The sequence below is a fragment of the Burkholderia sp. YIM B11467 genome (assembly GCF_052952715.1).
Genome location: NZ_JBQVSQ010000001.1, coordinates 356,381 through 374,731, shown reverse-complemented (window position 1 = coordinate 374,731; position 18,351 = coordinate 356,381). Strand labels below are relative to the sequence as shown.

At 69.2% G+C, this 18,351-nt stretch carries 16 protein-coding genes; 5 read left to right on the top strand and 11 right to left on the bottom strand.

Features of this window, described 5'->3' with window-relative positions:
* Positions 1-33: 33 nt before the first annotated feature.
* From ACTRWB_RS01700 to ACTRWB_RS01650, 11 genes are all read right to left on the bottom strand, one after another.
* A complete protein-coding gene (locus ACTRWB_RS01700) occupies positions 34-759 on the bottom strand; it encodes an amino acid ABC transporter ATP-binding protein (RefSeq protein WP_193101165.1) in 726 nt (241 codons plus the stop codon).
* A gap of 41 nt (positions 760-800) precedes the next feature.
* Positions 801-1,457 (bottom strand): amino acid ABC transporter permease, encoded by a 657-nt coding sequence (locus tag ACTRWB_RS01695; RefSeq protein ID WP_193101164.1) that lies wholly within the window; start codon positions 1,455-1,457, stop codon positions 801-803.
* Positions 1,454-2,218, bottom strand: coding sequence for an amino acid ABC transporter permease (locus tag ACTRWB_RS01690; RefSeq protein ID WP_446900693.1), 765 nt, complete (start codon positions 2,216-2,218; stop codon positions 1,454-1,456). The genes ACTRWB_RS01695 and ACTRWB_RS01690 overlap by 4 nt, the downstream gene beginning before the upstream one ends.
* A 43-nt stretch (positions 2,219-2,261) precedes the next feature.
* Complete coding sequence (locus tag ACTRWB_RS01685; RefSeq protein ID WP_048245291.1) at positions 2,262-3,080, bottom strand: transporter substrate-binding domain-containing protein; 819 nt, start codon at positions 3,078-3,080, stop codon at positions 2,262-2,264.
* A 40-nt stretch (positions 3,081-3,120) separates the two neighbouring features.
* On the bottom strand, positions 3,121-4,194 hold the full coding sequence (locus tag ACTRWB_RS01680) for an ABC transporter ATP-binding protein (protein ID WP_446900692.1): 1,074 nt from the start codon (positions 4,192-4,194) through the stop codon (positions 3,121-3,123).
* Between the two features lie 40 nt (positions 4,195-4,234).
* Positions 4,235-5,077: an ABC transporter permease gene (locus ACTRWB_RS01675; RefSeq protein WP_343490568.1), complete on the bottom strand. Its 843-nt coding sequence runs from the start codon at positions 5,075-5,077 to the stop codon at positions 4,235-4,237.
* Positions 5,074-5,997: an ABC transporter permease gene (locus tag ACTRWB_RS01670; protein WP_446900691.1), complete on the bottom strand. Its 924-nt coding sequence runs from the start codon at positions 5,995-5,997 to the stop codon at positions 5,074-5,076. The genes ACTRWB_RS01675 and ACTRWB_RS01670 overlap by 4 nt, the downstream gene beginning before the upstream one ends.
* A 4-nt stretch (positions 5,998-6,001) precedes the next feature.
* Complete coding sequence (locus ACTRWB_RS01665; protein WP_059484182.1) at positions 6,002-7,099, bottom strand: ABC transporter substrate-binding protein; 1,098 nt, start codon at positions 7,097-7,099, stop codon at positions 6,002-6,004.
* A gap of 150 nt (positions 7,100-7,249) precedes the next feature.
* On the bottom strand, positions 7,250-8,722 hold the full coding sequence (locus ACTRWB_RS01660; RefSeq protein WP_446900690.1) for an aldehyde dehydrogenase family protein: 1,473 nt from the start codon (positions 8,720-8,722) through the stop codon (positions 7,250-7,252).
* Positions 8,719-10,413 carry a 5-guanidino-2-oxopentanoate decarboxylase gene (locus ACTRWB_RS01655; protein WP_446900689.1) on the bottom strand — a complete coding sequence of 565 codons (1,695 nt, stop codon included), beginning with the start codon at positions 10,411-10,413 and terminating at the stop codon, positions 8,719-8,721. Before ACTRWB_RS01655 ends, ACTRWB_RS01660 begins: the two co-directional genes overlap by 4 nt.
* Before the next feature lie 284 nt (positions 10,414-10,697).
* On the bottom strand, positions 10,698-11,633 hold the full coding sequence (locus ACTRWB_RS01650) for a LysR family transcriptional regulator (RefSeq protein ID WP_446900688.1): 936 nt from the start codon (positions 11,631-11,633) through the stop codon (positions 10,698-10,700).
* Between the two features lie 126 nt (positions 11,634-11,759).
* Between ACTRWB_RS01650 and ACTRWB_RS01645 the strand changes: the two genes are divergently transcribed.
* From ACTRWB_RS01645 to pnuC, 5 genes are all read left to right on the top strand, one after another.
* Positions 11,760-12,413: a glutathione S-transferase family protein gene (locus ACTRWB_RS01645; protein ID WP_446900687.1), complete on the top strand. Its 654-nt coding sequence runs from the start codon at positions 11,760-11,762 to the stop codon at positions 12,411-12,413.
* Positions 12,414-12,449: 36 nt separating this feature from the next.
* Complete coding sequence (locus ACTRWB_RS01640; protein WP_446900686.1) at positions 12,450-14,498, top strand: pyridoxamine 5'-phosphate oxidase family protein; 2,049 nt, start codon at positions 12,450-12,452, stop codon at positions 14,496-14,498.
* Between the two features lie 121 nt (positions 14,499-14,619).
* Positions 14,620-14,823: a DUF2970 domain-containing protein gene (locus ACTRWB_RS01635; RefSeq protein ID WP_048245300.1), complete on the top strand. Its 204-nt coding sequence runs from the start codon at positions 14,620-14,622 to the stop codon at positions 14,821-14,823.
* A gap of 601 nt (positions 14,824-15,424) precedes the next feature.
* The gene (locus tag ACTRWB_RS01630) at positions 15,425-17,656 is read left to right on the top strand and encodes a TonB-dependent siderophore receptor (protein WP_446900685.1); all 2,232 of its coding nucleotides are present in this window, start codon (positions 15,425-15,427) and stop codon (positions 17,654-17,656) included.
* 59 nt (positions 17,657-17,715) lie between these two features.
* Positions 17,716-18,348 carry a nicotinamide riboside transporter PnuC gene (gene pnuC / locus ACTRWB_RS01625; RefSeq protein WP_446900684.1) on the top strand — a complete coding sequence of 211 codons (633 nt, stop codon included), beginning with the start codon at positions 17,716-17,718 and terminating at the stop codon, positions 18,346-18,348.
* The last annotated feature ends 3 nt before the right edge of the window (positions 18,349-18,351 follow it).

The window sequence follows — 18,351 nt, the reverse complement described above, 5'->3', positions numbered from 1 at the left end:
CGCGTCGTGCGGCACGACGCGTCGCGGCAGCGTTCAGTGCAGGATCTTCGCGAGGAAGTCCTTCGCGCGTTCCGATTTCGGATTCGAGAAGAAATCGTCCTTGCGGTCGTCCTCGACGATCGCGCCCTTGTCCATGAAGATCACGCGATGCGCGACCTTCTTCGCGAAGCCCATCTCGTGCGTGACGACCATCATCGTCATCCCTTCCTGCGCGAGTTCGACCATCACGTCGAGCACTTCGTTGATCATCTCGGGATCGAGCGCGGACGTCGGTTCGTCGAACAGCATCGCGATCGGGTCCATCGACAGCGCGCGCGCGATCGCGACACGCTGCTGCTGGCCGCCCGACAGCTGGCCCGGGAACTTGTGCGCATGCGCCTTCAGGCCGACGCGATCGAGCAGCTTCATACCCTTCTCGTTCGCCTCGTCCTTGCCGCGGCCGAGCACCTTGACCTGCGCGAGCGTCAGGTTCTCGGTGATCGACAGGTGCGGGAACAGCTCGAAATGCTGGAACACCATCCCGACCTTCGAGCGCAGCTTCGACAGGTTCGTCTTCTTGTCGCCGACCGACTGGCCGTTCACCAGGATCTCGCCCTGCTGGAACGGCTCGAGGCCGTTCACGGTCTTGATCAGCGTCGACTTGCCGGAGCCCGACGGGCCGCACACGACGACCACTTCGCCCTTCCTGACCGCGGTCGTGCAGTCGGTGAGGACCTGAAACTGGCCGTACCACTTCGAAACGTTGCTGATGGAAATCATGGGGGATACCTGCATCGTAATGAGGCGCGCGCGGCGCCGGTTCAGCGTGCCTTCGCGACGCGGTAGCGGCGTTCGAGCACGCGGGCGTACCACGTCAACGGGAAGCACATCGCGAAGTAGAGCAGCGCGACCATCGCGTAGATCGGAAACGGCTTGAACACCGCGTTGGTGATGATGTTGCCGGTCTTCGTGAGTTCGGTCAGCCCGATGATCGACGTCAGCGCCGTGCTCTTCACCGCCTGCACGAGAAAGCCGACGGTCGGCGGCAGCGCGATTTTCCATGCCTGCGGCCACACCGCATAACGGAGTTGTTGCGTCCACGTCATGCCGAGGCTGGCTGCCGCACTCCACTGGCCGCGCGGCACGGCGTCGACGCAGCCGCGCCAGATGTCGGCCAGGTACGCGCTCGCGTTCAACGTCAATACGACCGATGCGGCGACCCACGGCGTCACGTCGATGCCGATCAGCGGCAGTCCGAAGAAACCGAGGAACAGCTGCATCAGCAACGGCGTGCCCTGGAACAGCTCGACGTACAGGCTCACGAAGCGGCGCAGCGCCGGTACCGGCGAGATGCGCATCGCGAGCAGCACGAACCCGGCGACGCTGCCGCCGACGAACGTGATCAGCGACAGCAGCATGGTCCAGCGCGCGGCCAGCAGCAGGTTCCACGCAATATCCTGGAAGGTGAATTCGATCATCGGGCACGCTCCGTCGGGAGGCCGGTTTCAGGGGAGCGCGCGCGCCACGTAAAGCGTGCGACGCACGAGCGGCGCGGTGCGGCGGCCGCACTATTTGGCGCGCGGCCCGCGAACAGCCTGCGGCCGGCGCGATTGAGCAGCATGCGCAACGCGATCGACAGCAGCAGGTAGATCGCAGTCACGACGATGTAGATCTCGAACGCACGGAAATTGCGCGACTGAATGAAGTTCGCCGCATAGGTCAGGTCGGGCACCGAGATCTGCGACACGACGGCCGAGCCGAGCATCACGATCAGCACCTGCCCGAGCAGCGCGGGGTACACGTTCGCGAGCGCCTGCGGCAGCACGACCTGGCCGAACACCTGCCGGCCGTGCAGCCCGAGCGCGCGCGCGGCCTGCGTTTGCCCGTGCGGCACCGATTCGATGCCGGCCCGCAGGATCTCGACCGCATACGCGCCCAGGTTGACCGTCATCGCCAGCACGGCCGCCTGCGCTTCGTCGATGTGCACGCCGATCCCGGGCAGCCCGAAGAAGATGAAGAACAGCTGGACCAGGAACGGCGTATTGCGGATCAGCTCGACGTAGGCCGCGACGAGTGTGCGTGCCCAGCGCGGGCCGGCGAGCGCGGCCCACGCGCCGGCGGTGCCGATCAGGCCGCCGAGCGCGGTGGAGACCGCGGTGAGGCCGAGCGTCACGCCGATCCCGCGCGCGAGCATGCCGGCGTAGAGGCCGAAATCGCTGAAGTCGAACACGTAGGTCATGACGATACCTTTCGTCGTGAATGCGGGGCGGGCGCGGCGCGCATCACAGGTCGGCCGGCAGTGCCGCGTGCAGCCACTTCTGCGACAGCGTGTTCAGCGTGCCGCTTTTCTTCGCGCCGGCGATCGCATCATTGACCTTCTGCATCAGGCGCGGCTCGTTCTTGTTCAGGCCGACGTGATCGGGCGAGCTGAACAGCGAGAACTTCTGCTCCGGATCGATCGACGGATGGCGCGCGATGATCGTCGCGCCGACGTCGTTGCCGACCACGAGCAGTTGCGCCTGCCCCGACAGGAACGCCGCGATCGCGCCGTTCGGATCGTCGAAGCGCTTGATCGTCGCGTTCGGCGGCGCGACCTTGCTCACGCTCAGGTCCTCGAGCGTGCCGCGCGCGACCGCGACCGACTTGCCGGCGAGATCGGCGGTGCCTTTCACGGCGAGCGATTTCGGGCCGAATACGGCGAGATAGTACGGCGCATACGCGTTCGAGAAATCGATCACCTTCGCGCGCTCCGGCGTCTGGCCGACCGACAGCAGCATGTCGGTCTTGCGGTCGGCGAGATACGCCATCCGGTTGTCGCCGGTGACCTGCACGAGCTCGACCTTCGCGTTGAGCGCCTTGCCGATCAGCGTCGCCATGTCGATGTCGTAACCTTGCGGCTTCATGTCGGGGCCGATCGAGCCGAACGGCGGGTAGTCCTCGAACACGCCGATGCGCACGACGCCGGATTTCGCGATCGTGTCGAGTGCGTCGGCATGCGCGAGCGGCGCGACGGCGGCGAGACCCGCCGCGCAGGTGCAGACGAGGGCGGTGCGGGCGAGCAGGCGTCGCACGAGACGGTGGGCTTGGGTCGATGCGTTCATGGTGGAGTCCTTGTTGCTGCGCTGGGGAAAGAACAGGAAATCAAGCGCCGCGTGCGGCGATCAGCTTGCATGCATGCGCGGGTAGCTCGGCGGCGACCGGCATGCCGACGTGCAGGTCGGGCGTCTCGCGCGGCGTCGTCGCGGCCGTCAGCGTGAAGCCGCGGCAATCGATCGTCGCCTCGATCGACGCGCCGACGTCGCGCACGAACGTGACCGTGCCGGCGAGCGTGTTCGGCGCGGACGGCGAGGCCGGGGCCGCGCGCACGCACACGTCCTCGGGGCGAATCAGCAGGCGCACGGCGTCGTCCGCGCGCGGCGCGTCGGGCGCGCGCCGGATCGCGAGCCGTTGCCCGCCCGGCAGCACGATCGCGTCGTCGCCGTCGCACGCGACCGGCAGGATGTTGCCGAGGCCGATGAAATCCGCGACGAATTCGTTGACCGGATCGCGATAGATGTCGAGCGGCCGGCCGACCTGCTGGATGCGGCCTTTCTCCATCACGACGATCTCGTCGGCCATCGTCATCGCTTCGCGCTGGTCGTGCGTGACCATGATCGTCGTGATGCCGAGCCGTTGCTGGAGCAGCCGGATCTCGACCTGCATCGCCTCGCGCAGCTTCGCGTCGAGCGCCGACAGCGGCTCGTCGAGCAGCAGCAGGCGCGGCGACGAAGCGATCGCGCGAGCGATCGCGACGCGCTGGCGCTGCCCGCCGGACAGTTGCGTGACGAGCCGGTCGGCCAGGTGCGGAAGCTGGATGAGTTCCAGCAGCTCCGCGACACGCTGCGTTTGAGCCGTCCTGGCCGTCTTGCGCAGCCGCAGCGGATACGCGATGTTCTGCGCGACCGTCATGTGCGGGAACAGCGCGAGCGACTGGAACACCATGCCGAAGTCGCGCCGGTTGGCCGGCACGTGCGTGAGGTCGCGGCCGGCGAACGTGAGCGTGCCGGAAGTCGGCGTCTCGAGGCCGGCGATGATCCGCATCAGCGTGGTCTTGCCGCAGCCCGACGGGCCGAGAAAGCAGACGAGCTTGCCGTCCGGCACGGACAGGTCGACGTGATCGACGGCATACGCGTGGTGGAAGCGCTTCGTCACGCTCTGAAGGGTGAGCTGGGTCATGGGGAGTCCTTGGATGGGCGAGGGCGGAGTCGTGCGCGTATCAGAGCGCAACGCCCTTGTCGCCGACGAGTTTTTCGAGCATCCAGATCAGCGCGAAATCGATCGCGACGGTGAACACCGCGAAACAGAACACGGTCGGGTCGAGCGACGACACGGTGCGGCTGTAGAGCCAGACCGGCAGCGTCATCGTGTCGACGCTGTACAGGAAGAACGTCACCGTGAACTCGTTGAACGACACGATGAACGCGAACAGCATGCCGGCGAGGACGCCCGGCCGCATCAGCGGCAGGACGACATCGACGAACGCGCGGCGCGGGCTCGCGCCCATCAGGCACGCGGCTTCCTCGAATTCCGGGCCGATCGACGCGACCGATGCCGCGCAGTTCTTCACGGTAAACGGCAGCGTCAGGATCACGTGCGCGACGACGAGCCGCACGAGCCCGAGTTCGACCGGCAGCGCGTTGAAAACGAGCAGCAGCGCGAGGCCGAGCATGACGAGCGGATAGACGATCGGCAGCGCGACGAGCTGCTCGACGAACGTCTTGCCGCGGAAGCGGTAACGCGACAGCGCGTAGGCGGCGGGTACCGAAACCGCAGTCGCGACCAGCATCGTCGCGATCGCGACGACGAGGCTCGTCGTCAGCGCGGCGCCCATCGATTGCGCGCTGCCGGCATCGGCGGTCACGAAGGTCTGCCAGGCGGCGCGGTACCAGTGCAGGCTGAAATCGCGCGGCGGGAATTCGAGCGTGCCCGACGAGCCGAACGACATCGTGATCATCGTCACGATCGGCAGTGCGGCGAGGCACAGCACGAGCGTCGCGAGGGCGCCGGTCGCGCGGCTCAGGCGGCCGGGCAGCGGTGCTCGCGGCAGAAGGGCATTCATCGGTTCACCTCGTCACGTTGCAGGGCGCGCACGAGGCGCTGGGAAACCGCCATCACGACGAGCGTCGCGCCCATCAGCACGACGCCCGAGGCCGACGCGGCCGGCCAGTTGAGCAGCGGTGCGACCTGGTCGTGCACGAGCACCGCGAGCATCGGCACGCGCCGGCCGCCGAGCAGCAGCGGCACCGCGAACGCGCTTGCGTTGTAGGCGAATACGAGCAGCGCGCCCGATACGAGCCCCGGCATCGCGAGCGGCAGCGTCACATGCCGCAGCGTCTGCCAGCGCGTCGCGCCGAGCGTCGCGGCGGCTTCGTCGTACGCGCGGGACACGGCACGCAGCGCGCTCGACAGCGGCAGCACGGCGAGCGGGAATGCGGTCTGGATCAGCCCGAGCAGCACGCCGTGTTCGCGGTACAGCAGCTGCAGTGGCCGTTCGATGACGCCGGCCGCCAGCAGCGAGCGGTTGAGCAGGCCCGCCGGGCCGAGCATCACGAGCCAGCCGTAACCCTGCAGCAGCAGGTTGACGAGCAGCGGCAGCAGCACGCCGGCAAGCATGAGTCGCCGCGCGAGCCGCGATTCGGCGCGCGCCATCGCCAGCGCGACCGGGATCGCGAGCAGCACCGCGCACACCATGCTCTGGAACGCGAGGCGCAGCGTGAGCCACAGCGAGTGCATGAAGTACGGGTCGGCGAGATCGGCGTAGTTCTGCAGCGTGAACGTGCGCCATTCGTCGCCCGGCGTACCGACGCTCATCCGCAGAACGGTGAGCGTCGCCGCCGCGAGCACCGCGAGGAATGCGAGGATCGGCGCAAGCAGCAGCCACGGCGGCACGCCGGGCCGCGCGGCAGCGGCGGCCGAAGCGCCGCCGGACGGACCGGCGGCGACGGGTTCCGCGTGACGGGAGGAAGGCAGCGAGGCCATGTCGTCAGGCCGCGAAGAGGCTGGTATAGCGCTTGATCCACGCCGGCTGAACGGCCGCGAGCGCCTTGTCGTCGTGCAGGATGGCCTTCTCCGCGATCTGCTGCGGCGACGGCACGAATGCGCGGCTTTCCGCCGGGATCACGGCCTTCGAATTCACCGGCCCGTTCAGCACGTCCGCCGCCATCCGGCCCTGCACGCCCGCGTCGAGCGTGTGGTTGATGAACGCATGGATCAGGTCGAGGTCGCCCGGGTGCGCTTTCGGAATCACCGTGAACATCAGTTGCGTCGCGAAGCCTTCCTTCATCCCGTACGTCACGCCCATCTTGTAGTCGGGCTTGCGGATCTGGTCCGGGAAGAACGCGGGCGAATAGATGCCGCCGATGTCGAGCGAGCCGGTGCGGAACAGGTCGGCGACCTGGTTCGGGTTTTCGCCGAGCGTCATCACGCGATCCTTGAGCGCCGCGAGCTTGCGGAAGCCCGGCTCGATGTTCTGCTGCGAACCGCCGGCCAGCTTCGCGGCGACGATCGCGAGATCGACTGCCTCGGCCCACTCCGGCGGCGGCAGGAACAGGCGCCCCGCATATTTCGGATCCCACAGCGCTTCGTAGCTCGCCGGTGCGGTCTTGACGGTCGACGTGTTGTAGATCAGCCCGTCCGACCACAGCAGGTAGCCGACACCGAACCCGTTCGCGCCCGTGCGGTACTGCGGCGCGACGTCCTTCAGGTTCGGCAGCCGGTTCAGGTCCGGCTTCGCGAGCAGGCCCGCGTCGGCGAGGCCGGCCGCACCGACGCCGGCCAGCGTGATCACGTCATAGGTCGGCCGCTCGCCGGCGGCCTTGACCTTCGCGACCATGCCCGACGTGCCGTCCGCGCGGTCGGCGATCACGCGAGCGCCGGTCTGCTTGCTGAACGTTTCCGCGATGTTGCGCAGCGCGGCCGCACCGGTATCGTCAGACCACGTGAGGATGCGCAGCGTCTTGCCCGCGAAGCTGCTCGTATGTGCCTTCGCAGTACTGATGAACGGCATCGGAAGGGCGGATGCGGCGAGTGCCGTGCCGAGGGTTTTGATCACCTGCCTTCTGCCCGCCTTGAAGTGTTGCATGGCCGTCTCCTGATGAACGATGCCGGGTGGTTCGATGCCGGTCGCCGAACGGCGGCGCGGGGTGTGGATGAACTGTAGGGAGGTCAAATTTCCGCAACAAACGAAATATCCGCATGCGCGGCATGACATAAACGCATGGGCCGGACGGCCTCAGCGGGCCGGCATCATGACCTGCTTGATCTCCTGGAATGCGGCCAGCCCGAACGGGCCGAGCTCGCGTCCGACGCTGCTGCGCTTGTAGCCGCCCCATGAGGTTTGCGGATAGATCAGTTGCGGCGTGTTGATCCACACGACGCCTGCCTCGAGCGCGTCGGCGACCCGCTTGCCGCGTGCCGCGTCGCGCGTGACGACGGTCGCGACGAGCCCGTATTCGGTATCGTTGGCGGCCGCGATCGCGTCGTCCTCGGTATCGAACGTGCGGACGCACAGCACCGGCCCGAAGATTTCGTCGCGCCATAGCGCGCTGTCGGCCGGCACGTCGGCGAACAGCGCGGGCCGGATGAAGTAACCGGGGCCGACGGGCACGTCGCCGCCCGTCACGAGCCGCGCGCCGTCGGCGCGGCCTTGCGCGATGTGGCGCTTCACGCGTTCGTATTGCGCGCGGTTCGTCAACGGGCCCATCTGCACGCCGGGCGCGAACGGCGGGCCGACGACGGTTGCGTCGATCCGCCGCGCGAGGCGCGCGATCAGGTCGTCGGCGAGCGGCGCGGCGACGAGCACGCGCGAGGTCGCCGAACACATCTGCCCCGCGTTGAACAGACCGCCGCCCGCGATCAGCTCGACCGCGTGGTCGGGATCGGCGTCGTCGAACACGACGATCGACGACTTGCCGCCGAGTTCGAGGCCGACGCCCTTGATCGTGTCCGCGGCCGTTTTCATGACCTGCGCGCCGACCGCCGTGCTGCCGGTAAACGACACCTTCGCGACGAGCGGATGCGCGCACAACCGGGCACCGACGTCGGGGCCGGTGCCCGTCACGACGTTCAGCACGCCGGGCGGCAGGCCCGCTGCGGCGGCGATCGCGACGAGTTCGAGTTCCGGCAGCGGCGTGATCTCGGACGGCTTCAGCACGACGGTGCAGCCGGCCGCGAGCGCGGGCGCGAGCTTCCACGCGGTCGTCACCATCGGGAAATTCCACGGCACGATCAGCGCGGCGACGCCGGCCGGTTCGCGCCGGATCCATGCGCGGTGGTCGTCGCCGGGCAGCGCGACCTCGGTTTCGCCGTCGGTGTCGACGCGTTCCGCGAGGCTGGCGTAGTAGTCGAACGTGGCGATCACGTCGGCGACGTCGATCTCCGCTTCGGCGAACGGCTTGCCGTTATTGAGCGACTGCAGCGTCGCGAGCCGTGTGCGGTGCGTGTCGACGCCGCGCGCGATCGCGCGGAGCAGGGCCGCGCGCGCGGCACCCGTCGTGCGTTTCCAGCCGGGAAACGCGCGGGCCGCGGCCTGGACGGCGCGCGCGACGTCCGCGCTGCCGCCGGCAGCCACATGCGCGAGGACCGCTTCAGTCGACGGATCGACGATCGGCAGCGTGGCGCCGTCGGCGCCGGGCCCCCACGCGCCATCGATGAAAAGCCCGGTACGCAGCGGCGGATCGAAGTGAAAATCGGGGGCCCGACTCATCGTTGCACCTGCTCGAACCATGTCGCTTCGTCGATCTCGATCACGGTCGGAATCGCGCGCGCGACGGCGTCGCGCAACGTGGCAGCCAGTGCGTCGGGCGTCGCGGCCGCGTGCGCCGCGCAGCCGAAGCCGCGCGCGAGCGCCAGGAAATCGGGCGTGTACGGATCGACGCCGACCGGCGTGATGTCGCGCGCGACCATGTATTTGCGGATCTCGCCGTAGCCGCGGTTGTTCCAGACGATCACGATCACCGGCACGCGGGCCTCGACCGCGCTCGCGAGCTCCGGCAACGTGAACTGCAGGCCGCCGTCGCCGATCAGGCAGACGACCGGGCGTGCGGGCGCGGCGAGTTTCGCGCCGATCGCGGCGGGCAGCCCGTAGCCGAGCGTGCCGTAACCGGTAGACGAGTTGAACCAGCTGCGCGGCGCGTGCGCGTCGTGGGTGAAATTACCGACGTACACAGGGCTCGTCGAATCGCCGGCGACGATTACGCCAGGCAGCGCCGCGACGATCGTGTCGATCAGCCGCGCCTGCGCGCGTGCGGGGCCGTCGTGGCCGGACGCGATCGCGGCGCGCACGGCGGCCACGCGCGGCGCGCCCCAGCCGACTTCGGGGGTCGGCGCCGGTTTTTCGTGCAGGCGGGTCGACAGCGCGCCGAGCGCCAGCCGCGAATCGCCGGCGATGGCGATCTCCGCGCGCGCATTGCGCATCAGCTGCTGCGCGTCGATGTCGATGCGAATCAGCCGGCCATCGATCGCGAAGCCGCCGTCGAACGTGACGTCGTAATCCGTTTCGCCGAGCTCGGTGCCGACGGCGAGCACCACGTCGGCGTCGCGGATCGTCGCGCGGGTGGCGGGCAGCGATTGCGTGGAGCCGATCAGCAACGGATGGCCGGCCGGCAGCAGGCCCTTCGCGTTGATCGTCAGCGCGACCGGCGCGTGCAGGCGTTCGGCGAGCTCGCGCAATTCGGCCGCCGCATGCACGGCGCCGCCGCCCGCCAGGATCAGTGGCCGGCGCGCATGGGCGAGCAGGTCCGCGGCCGCCGCGAGCGCGCCGGCGTCCGGTGCGGGGCGGGCGGGCAGCGTGGGCGGCGCGGCGGGCAGCGCGGGCGTCGGCATCACGATCACGTCGAGCGGAATCTCGATGTGCACGGGCCGCGGCCGTGCGCTTTCGAAGACCGCGAAGGCGCGCGCGAGCACCTGCGGCAGATCGGCCGCGTCGAGCAGCGTGTGCGAGAACGCGGTGAGCCCCGCGAAGACTTCACGCTGCGACGGCAGCTCGTGCAGGCGGCCGTCGCCGCTGCCGAGCTCGCGCCGTGCGTTGACGCTCGAGATCACCAGCATCGGGATCGAATCCGCGTAGGCCTGTGCCATCGCGGTCGCGATATTGGTCATGCCCGGCCCGGTGATGATGAAGCAGACGCCCGGCCGTCCCGTGACGCGTGCGTAGCCGTCGGCCATGAAGCCGGCCCCCTGTTCGTGGCGCGGCGTCACATGGCGGATCGTCGACTCGGCGAGCCCGCGATACAGCTCGACGGTATGCACGCCGGGAATGCCGAACACGCATTCGACGCCATAACGTTCGAGCAGGTCGACGAGTGCTTCGCCGCAGGTGCGGGGACGGGCAAGGAACGGTGCCGGCGCGGCCGTGCGGGCCTCGGCGATGCAGGAGAGGGGGACTGGATGGTTCATGGATCGTGACGTGCCGATTGGGAGGGTGAGTGGCCCGTACCGCAAACGAAGGGGCATGCAGCGGATTGTCGGCGTCGATCCGGGGCGCCAACAATCGATTAGTTTTCATGCCGCGCATGAGCGCCTTGCATGGCGATGCGTGGTCGCGAGGATGTCGCGATACATCGGAGGAATGGAATGCGCGGGCCGGCAACGGCGGTCCGGTCGCCGGCCAGGACGCGGCGCGAAACCCGCAGCGACCGGCAACCGGCGCGGCGTGCAGCCGCAACGGACTTCGGCGTGCGCTAGCGTTCGCGTTTCGTCTTGCGTGCCGGCCGCGTGTCGTCAATCCTCTGCTTCATCGCATCGATGAACGCCCGCACCTTCGGCGAAGGCAGCCGCGTCGACGGATACACCGCATGAATCCCGGCCGGCGCCGCGCGCCATGCGGGCAGCAGCCGCACGAGCCGGCCGGCCGCGACGTCGTCGGCGGTCGAGAAATCCGTCAGCAACCCGAAGCCGCCGCCCGCGAGCACGATCGCGCGGCACGCCGTCGCGGTATTCGACACGACCGGCGCGACGCAGCGCACCGACGCGTTGCCGCCGCGTGCGTTGTCGAGTTCGAGCGTGTGCGGGCGCGGCAGCGTCGACAGCATCACGAACGGCAGTGCGGCGAGCGCATCCGTGTCGCGCGGCAGCCCGTGGCGCGCGACGAACGCGGGGCTTGCGACCAGCCATTTCTCGTACGTGCCGAGCTGCGCCGCGCGATAGTTCGAATCGGCGAGACGGCCGATGCGGATCGCGACGTCAAGGTTGTCCGCGACGAGATCGACGACGCGGTCGTTCGCGACGAGCTCGACGTCGAGCCCCGGATGCGCGTCGCGCAACGCGACGACGGCCGGCGCGACGACCAGCGCGCCGTAGTCGATCGGCACGCTCACGCGCAGCGTGCCGCGCAGCGGCCCCGTATCGGACGACACCGCGTCGAGCGCGCTTTCGGTGGCGCGGATGATGTCGCGGCACGCGTCGTAGAACGCGCGCCCCGCGTCGGTCACGCTCAACCGCCGCGTCGTGCGCACCATCAGGTTCGCGCCGACCTCGGATTCGAGGCGCTGCATGTGCGTGCTGACGACCGTCTTCGCGAGGCCGAGCCGCTCGGCCGCGGCCGTCAGCGAGCCGGCATCGACCACCGCGACGAAGATCGCCAGCCGGTTCAGGTTCACGTCGCGCAGATCGGCCATCGTCGATTGTCCTATAAGAGTGGATAATGTTTCAGCGATTATCCGTCTTCTGGCCGCGAACGGCGAGCGTTACGCTGGAGCCGTTCGTCGCCGATTCCCGGCGGCGCGAGATTCCGGAGTGTTTTCATGTCCGCCAAGCCCGCCGCCGGTAAGCCCGTCGCACCGATCCGCGTTTATTCGTTCCTGCTGTCCGGGCACGCGCACCGCGTCCGGTTGTTCCTGTCGCTGCTCGGTCTGCCGTCCGAGACTGTCGAGGTCGATCTCGCGGCCGGCGCGCAGCGTGAAGCGGCGTTCCTCGCGCTCAATCCGCTCGGGCAAGTGCCCGTGATCGACGACGGCGGCACCGTGATCGCCGATTCGAACGCGGTCCTCGTGTATCTCGCGAAGCGCTACGGCGACGCGCACTGGCTGCCCGACGATCCGGCCGGCGCGGCGGTCGTGCAGCGCTGGCTGTCGTATGCGGCCGGCCCGATCGCGACGGGGCCGGCCGCGGCGCGGCTCGTGACCGTGTTCGGCGCGCCGCTCGACCAGGATGCGGCCAAGCGCACGGCCGCCAAAGTGCTCGACGTGATCGACCGCGAGCTGGCCGGCAAGCCCTTCGCGGCCGGCGTGCAGCCGACGATCGCGGATATCGCCGCGTACACGTACATCGCGCACGCACCGGAAGGCGGCGTGTCGCTCGAACCGTATCCGCACGTGCGTGCATGGCTCGCGCGCGTCGAGGCACTGCCGGGCTTCGTCGCCATGCCGACGACACGCGTGGGCTTGCTCGCCGCGTAACCTCACTCAACGCCACGCCTTCTCAGGGAGAACGCGATGAACGCCCCGACCGCCGTCGTACCAGGCTGGGAACTCGATGCCGCGCCGTTTCACGCGGGCGAACTCGCCGTGCAGCAGCGCGCGGGCGTCACGGAGGCCGCAGGTTCGGCCGGCCGGCGCGGGATCCGGCGCTTCATGCCGGACCAGCACCGGACGTTTTTCGCGCAACTGCCGTTCTTCGTGCTCGGCGGCGTCGATGCGCACGGCCAGCCGTGGGCAACGTTGCGGGCAGGCGCGCCGGGGTTCGTGACGTCGCCGGACGCGCGTACGCTGCGCATCGCCTCGCCCGCGCTGCCGGGCGATCCGCTGGCCGGCGCGTGGCGGCCCGGTGCGCCGCTCGGCGGGCTCGGGATCGAGTTCGATACGCGGCGGCGCAATCGCGTCAACGGCATCGTGCGCGCCGTCGACGACGATGCGCTGACGATCGCGGTCGAGCAGAGCTTCGGCAACTGTGCGAAGTACATCCAGGGCCGCAAGCCGACGTTCGTCGCGCGCGATGGCCATGCGCACGGCGCGCCGGACGTGTCGGACCAACTGAACGATGCGGATCGCGCGCTGCTCGCGCAGGCCGATACGTTCTTCGTCGCGAGCGCGAACACGTCGGCGGACGCGGGTGCCGCACGCGGCGCGGACGTGTCGCATCGCGGCGGGATGCCGGGCTTCGTGCGCGTCGACGATGCGCGCACGCTGACGACGCCGGATTTCAGCGGCAACCGCTTCTTCAACACGCTCGGCAACCTGCAGCACGATCCGCGCGCGGGGCTGCTGTTCGTCGATTTCGACAGCGGCGACCTGGTCTATGTCGCCGCGCACGCCGAGATCGTGTGGGACGGGCCGCTCGTCGCGTCGTTCGACGGCGCGCAGCGCGTCGTGCGGTTCCATGTGCGGGAAGTGCGGCGCATGCGCGCGGTGCTGCCGTTCCGATGGTCGGCGGTCGAGCGCGCGCCGCAGTTCGCGGCGATGGCGGCGGGCGCGGCGACGACGGTCACACCCGCAGCCGTGCCTTCCGTATCGGCAAGCGCGTGGCGGCCGCTGCGCATCGCGAGGATCGTCGACGAAGCGCGCGCGATCCGCTCGTTCCATTTCGAACCGGCGGACGGTGGCACGTTGCCCGCCTACGAAGCCGGGCAGCATCTGACGCTGCGTATCACGCTGCCGGGCGGCGACACGCCGTCGATTCGCAGCTTCACGCTTTCCGATGCGCCGGGCGGCGCACATTACCGGATCACCGTGAAGCGCGACGGGCACGTATCGGCGTGGCTGCACGATCACGCGCAGGCGGGCATGACGCTCGACGCGCAGATGCCACGCGGCCGCTTCACGTTCGATGCCGCAAGCCCGCGCCCGGCCGTGCTCGTGTCGGCCGGCATCGGCATCACGCCGATGGTCGCGATGCTGCGCGGCGCGCTGGCCGACGCCGCGCCGTCGCGCCGCGTGGTGTTCGTGCACGGTGCGCGTGAAGCGGCCGACCGGCCGTTCGCGGCGGATCTGGCGCGTGTCGCGGCCGCCGATGCGCGGCTGTCGCTCCACTGGTTCGACAGCCGTCCCCAAGGCGACGCGGCAGCGCAGGCGGGCCGGATCGACATCGCGCAACTGAAGCGGATCCTGCCGTTCGACGACTACGACTTCTACCTGTGCGGGCCGTCGGCGTTCATGCGCGACCTGTACGACGGGCTGCGCGCGCTGAACGTGCCGGACGAGCGCATCCGTTTCGAGGCGTTCGGGCCGTCGAGCGTGGCCCGCACCGCGACCCGCGCGGCGGGCATGCCGGCGGTGCCGAGCGTGCCGGTCGTGTTCCGGCGCACGGGGCGGGAAGCCGCATGGACGCCCGTCGACGGCACGCTGCTCGAATTCGCGGAAGGGCAGCGCGTCGCCGTGCCGTCCGAATGCCGCTCCGGTTCGTGCGGCACGTGTGCGACGCGCGTGCTGTCCGGCGCGGTCGATTACGAGCAAACGCCCGATGCGGCGGTCGAACCCGGCTGCGCGCTGCTGTGCGTCGCGCGGCCCGCGCAAGGGGCCACGGAGCCGCTCGTGCTCGACCGCTGACGCGCCTGCGACATGCCGCCGCAGATGGCGTGCTGCGCGAAAATCGCGCGCAACTGCTTCTTTTTTCGGATGCCGGTCGGATCGACGATAGCGTCAACCGATAGACGAAAGGAGCAACATCATGAAACTGCTCGGCATGATCAAGCTGGTCCTGTGGAGTTTCTTCGGCGTGCGCAACAGCAAGGCGCACGCGGCCGATCTCGCGAACGTCAACTTCACGCTGTTGCCGTTCGTGGCGATCCTGCTCGCGCTGCTCGTCGGCGCGATCATTTACGGCGTCGTGCATCTGGTCGTCGATCCGACGGTGACGATGCAGGGGTTCTGAGCGGCCCGTGAACCGCGAGCGGGAGATCGTTCCCGCTCCGGTTTCCAACCGCATGACCGGCGCATGATCGCGCCGGTCTTCGCGGTTGCCGCGCACGACGAGCATCGCGGCTACAACGCCGCCGTTGCCGTGTTGCACGAATCGCGTTTTGCCCTTCCTGCTGTTCTTCCCCCCGTTCCGCCCAATTCCACGGCCTTCGGCCCCGCCCGGGGTAAAATGCGCGCCACGCCGCGATGTCGCGCGCGACGGGCAGGCCGCCGTTCCAGTGAACGGCGCGCGCCAGTGCCCGCCGTTCGCACCGTGGCGTTCGAAGCGCCCCCCGCATGACAAGACCGCGCGATGCAGCCGGCCGCCCGACAGGCACCCGACGAACCCGTCGACGGCTGCGTCGGTTCCCGGTGCGTCACCTGAATCCGATGTCCCATCCTGCGTCTTCCCGTCCGATCGGCCCGCATGCGTGCCGTATCGTCCGATTCGTCTGATGAATATCGTGCCGACGCATGCGTCCGGCGATCGGGAGCGGGTTCGTGCGCGGGCGCGCGCTTCGCAGCTTCGTAACGTGTTTCGACAGGGTCGAGTGGCGAGTTTTCCATCCAGAACAATGACGGTGAATAGAACAACAGCGTCGCCCGCACGGCGGCGGCGCGCGAAGGTCGGGCTCGGTGTCGGTCTCGGCATCACGCTTATCGCGGCGCAGGCGGCCGCGGCCCAGGGCGACACACCGGCACCGGATACCGATGCGGCCGGCAGCGCGACGCTGCCGACGATCACGGTGAGTGGCGAACGCGGCAATGCGTTTCGCGTGCGCAACGCATCGGTCGCGGGGCTCGACGACACGCCGCTGCGCGATACGCCGGCGTCGGTGAGCGTCATGACGCGCGCGCTGCTCGACGACCAGCAGGCGAAGCGGCTGAGCGACGTCGTGCGCAACGATGCGTCGGTCGTCAACGACTATGCGCCGGTCGGTTATTACGAAGGCTTCGCGATCCGCGGTTTCCCGGTCGATCTCGCGAGCGCGATCCGGATCGACGGGCTGACGGTGTCCGGCGAGCAGAACGTGCCGCTCGAGAACAAGGAGCGCGTCGAGATCCTGAAGGGGCTCGCGGGCATCGACAGCGGCGTCGTCGCGCCGGGCGGCGTGATCAACTTCGTGACGAAGCGCTCCGCGAACGTCGCGAGCGTGACGACCGGCGTCGACAGCCGCGGCTCGACGTCGGCGGCCGTCGATCTCGGCCGCCGTTTCGGCCCCGACAACCAGTTCGGCTTCCGGATCAATGCCGCGAAGGAGAACATGCACTCTTACATCGACGGCACGAACGGACGGCGCACGTTCGGTTCGATCGCCGCGGACTGGGACATCAGCCCGCGTGCGAGCCTGCAGCTCAACGCCGAATTCCAGCAGTGGATCCAGCGTTCCGCGCCCGGCTACCAGTTGCTCGGCGGCACCGTCGTGCCGTCCGTCAACACGACGTCGAAGGCGCTCGGCACGCAGCCGTGGGCGAAGCCGGTGACCACCGACGCGCTGAACCTGAACGCGCGTTTCGACTACCAGTTCAACGACGACTGGAAGGCCTATATCGCCGCGGGCCGCAGCCGCACGATGATCGACGACAACAGCGCGTTCGCGTATGGCTGCTCGTACGCGGCGAGCTGCACGGCCGGCGTGACGTCGCCGTTCTTCTTCGGCGCGAACGGCGACTCCGACGTCTACGACTTCCGCAGCCCCGGCGAGTACCGGCGCAACGACGACCTGCGCGCGGTCACGACCGGCAAGTTCGCGACCGGGCCGCTGCGGCACGAGCTGACGCTCGGCGTGAGCGTGCAGCGCCGTGTCGTGCACATGGCCGACGCCGTGTACGACTACGTGGGCAGCGAGAACATCTACGGGCCCGACGTGGCCTTCCCGCCGTCGCCGAATTCGCCCGGGCCGTCGTATCCGCGCCTCGATGCGTGGCAGTACGGCGTGTTCGGGCTCGACCGCATCAGCATCGGCGAACACTGGCAGGTGCTCGCGGGCGGCAAGGAAGTGCTGCTGCGCCAGCGCAGCTGGAGCAGCCTCGACGGCGCCGATACGCGCACCGACCGCTCGGTGTTCCTGCCGCAGGTCGCGCTCGTCTACAAGCCGGTGAACGTGCTGTCGCTGTATGCGTCGTACAGCAAGGCGCTGTCGCTCGGCGACCAGGCGCCCGTGCGCGCGACCAACGCGTATGCGTTCCTGCCGCCCGTCGAGTCGCACCAGATCGAACTCGGCGCGAAATACGACTGGCTCGACCGGCTGAGCCTCACGGCCGCCGTGTTCTCGATCAGCAAGCCGTTCCAGTTCGCCGATCCGGATGCATCGGGCACGACCTACACGTTCGTGCAGCGCGGCACGCAGCGGCACCAGGGGATCGAGCTCGGCGCGGCCGGGCGCGTCACCGAGCGGCTCGGGCTGACGGCCAGCGTCGCGGCGATTCGCGCCCGCGCTTACGATTCGGGTTCGCCGGCGTACGAAGGGCACCAGATCATCAACGTGCCCGCGCTGCGCGCGTCGCTATATGCGGACTATGCGGTGCCGGGCGTCGCGGGCCTGAACGTGCTCGGCGGCGTCGAGTACAGCGCGGCCCGCAACGCAAACGAGGAAGGCACCGCGCGCGTGCCGTCGTGGTTCGTGTTCAATCTCGGCGCGCGCTATACGACGAAGATCGGCGGTCATCGCACGGTGCTGCGCGTGTCGGTGGACAACCTGTTCAACAAGTTCTACTGGCGCGACGCGGGCGAACAGCAGGGCGATGCGTACCTGTTCCCGGGTGCGCCGCGCACCGCGCGCGTATCGTTGACCTATGATTTCTGACCGGCCGGAACCGGCCGCGTGACGCGCGGCCCCGGCAGCCAACCTGGAGAGCACAGACGATGTCCCCACTCGAAATCGCCGGCGTGATCGTCAGCGCGCTCGCGATCTGGCTGACCGCGAAGCGGCGCATGCTGTGCTGGCCGGTCGGGCTCGCGTCGGTCGCGCTGTACGGCTGGATCTTCTTCGATGCGAAGCTGTACTCGGACATGCTGCTGCAGGGCGCGTTCGCGGTGCTGCAGGTGTACGGCTGGCAACGCTGGCTCGCGCAGCGCGCGAGCGAGGCCGGCGGTGGCGCGGCATCGGCAGGCGACGTCGCGCCGGTCACGGGCGTGCGGCCGCGGCAGATGCTGCCCGACCTGATCGCGGCTGTCGTCGGCAGCGCGCTGCTCGGCGGCATGATGGCGCGCTGGACCGATGCGGCACTGCCGTTCGTCGATGCGTCGCTGACCGCGTTCAGCCTCGTCGCGCAATACTGGACCGCGCGGCGCTACATCGCGTCGTGGGGGCTGTGGATCATCGTGAACGTCGTGTACGTCGGGATGTTCGTGTTCAAGGAGCTGTATCTGACGGCCGGGCTCTATGCGCTGTTCATCGGGCTCGCCGTCATCGGCTGGCGCGACTGGAGCCGGACGGCCGCAACGCTGCGCGCGGCGGCCGGCGGCGCGCTCGCGCCGGGCGGCGGTGCGCGCTGATTC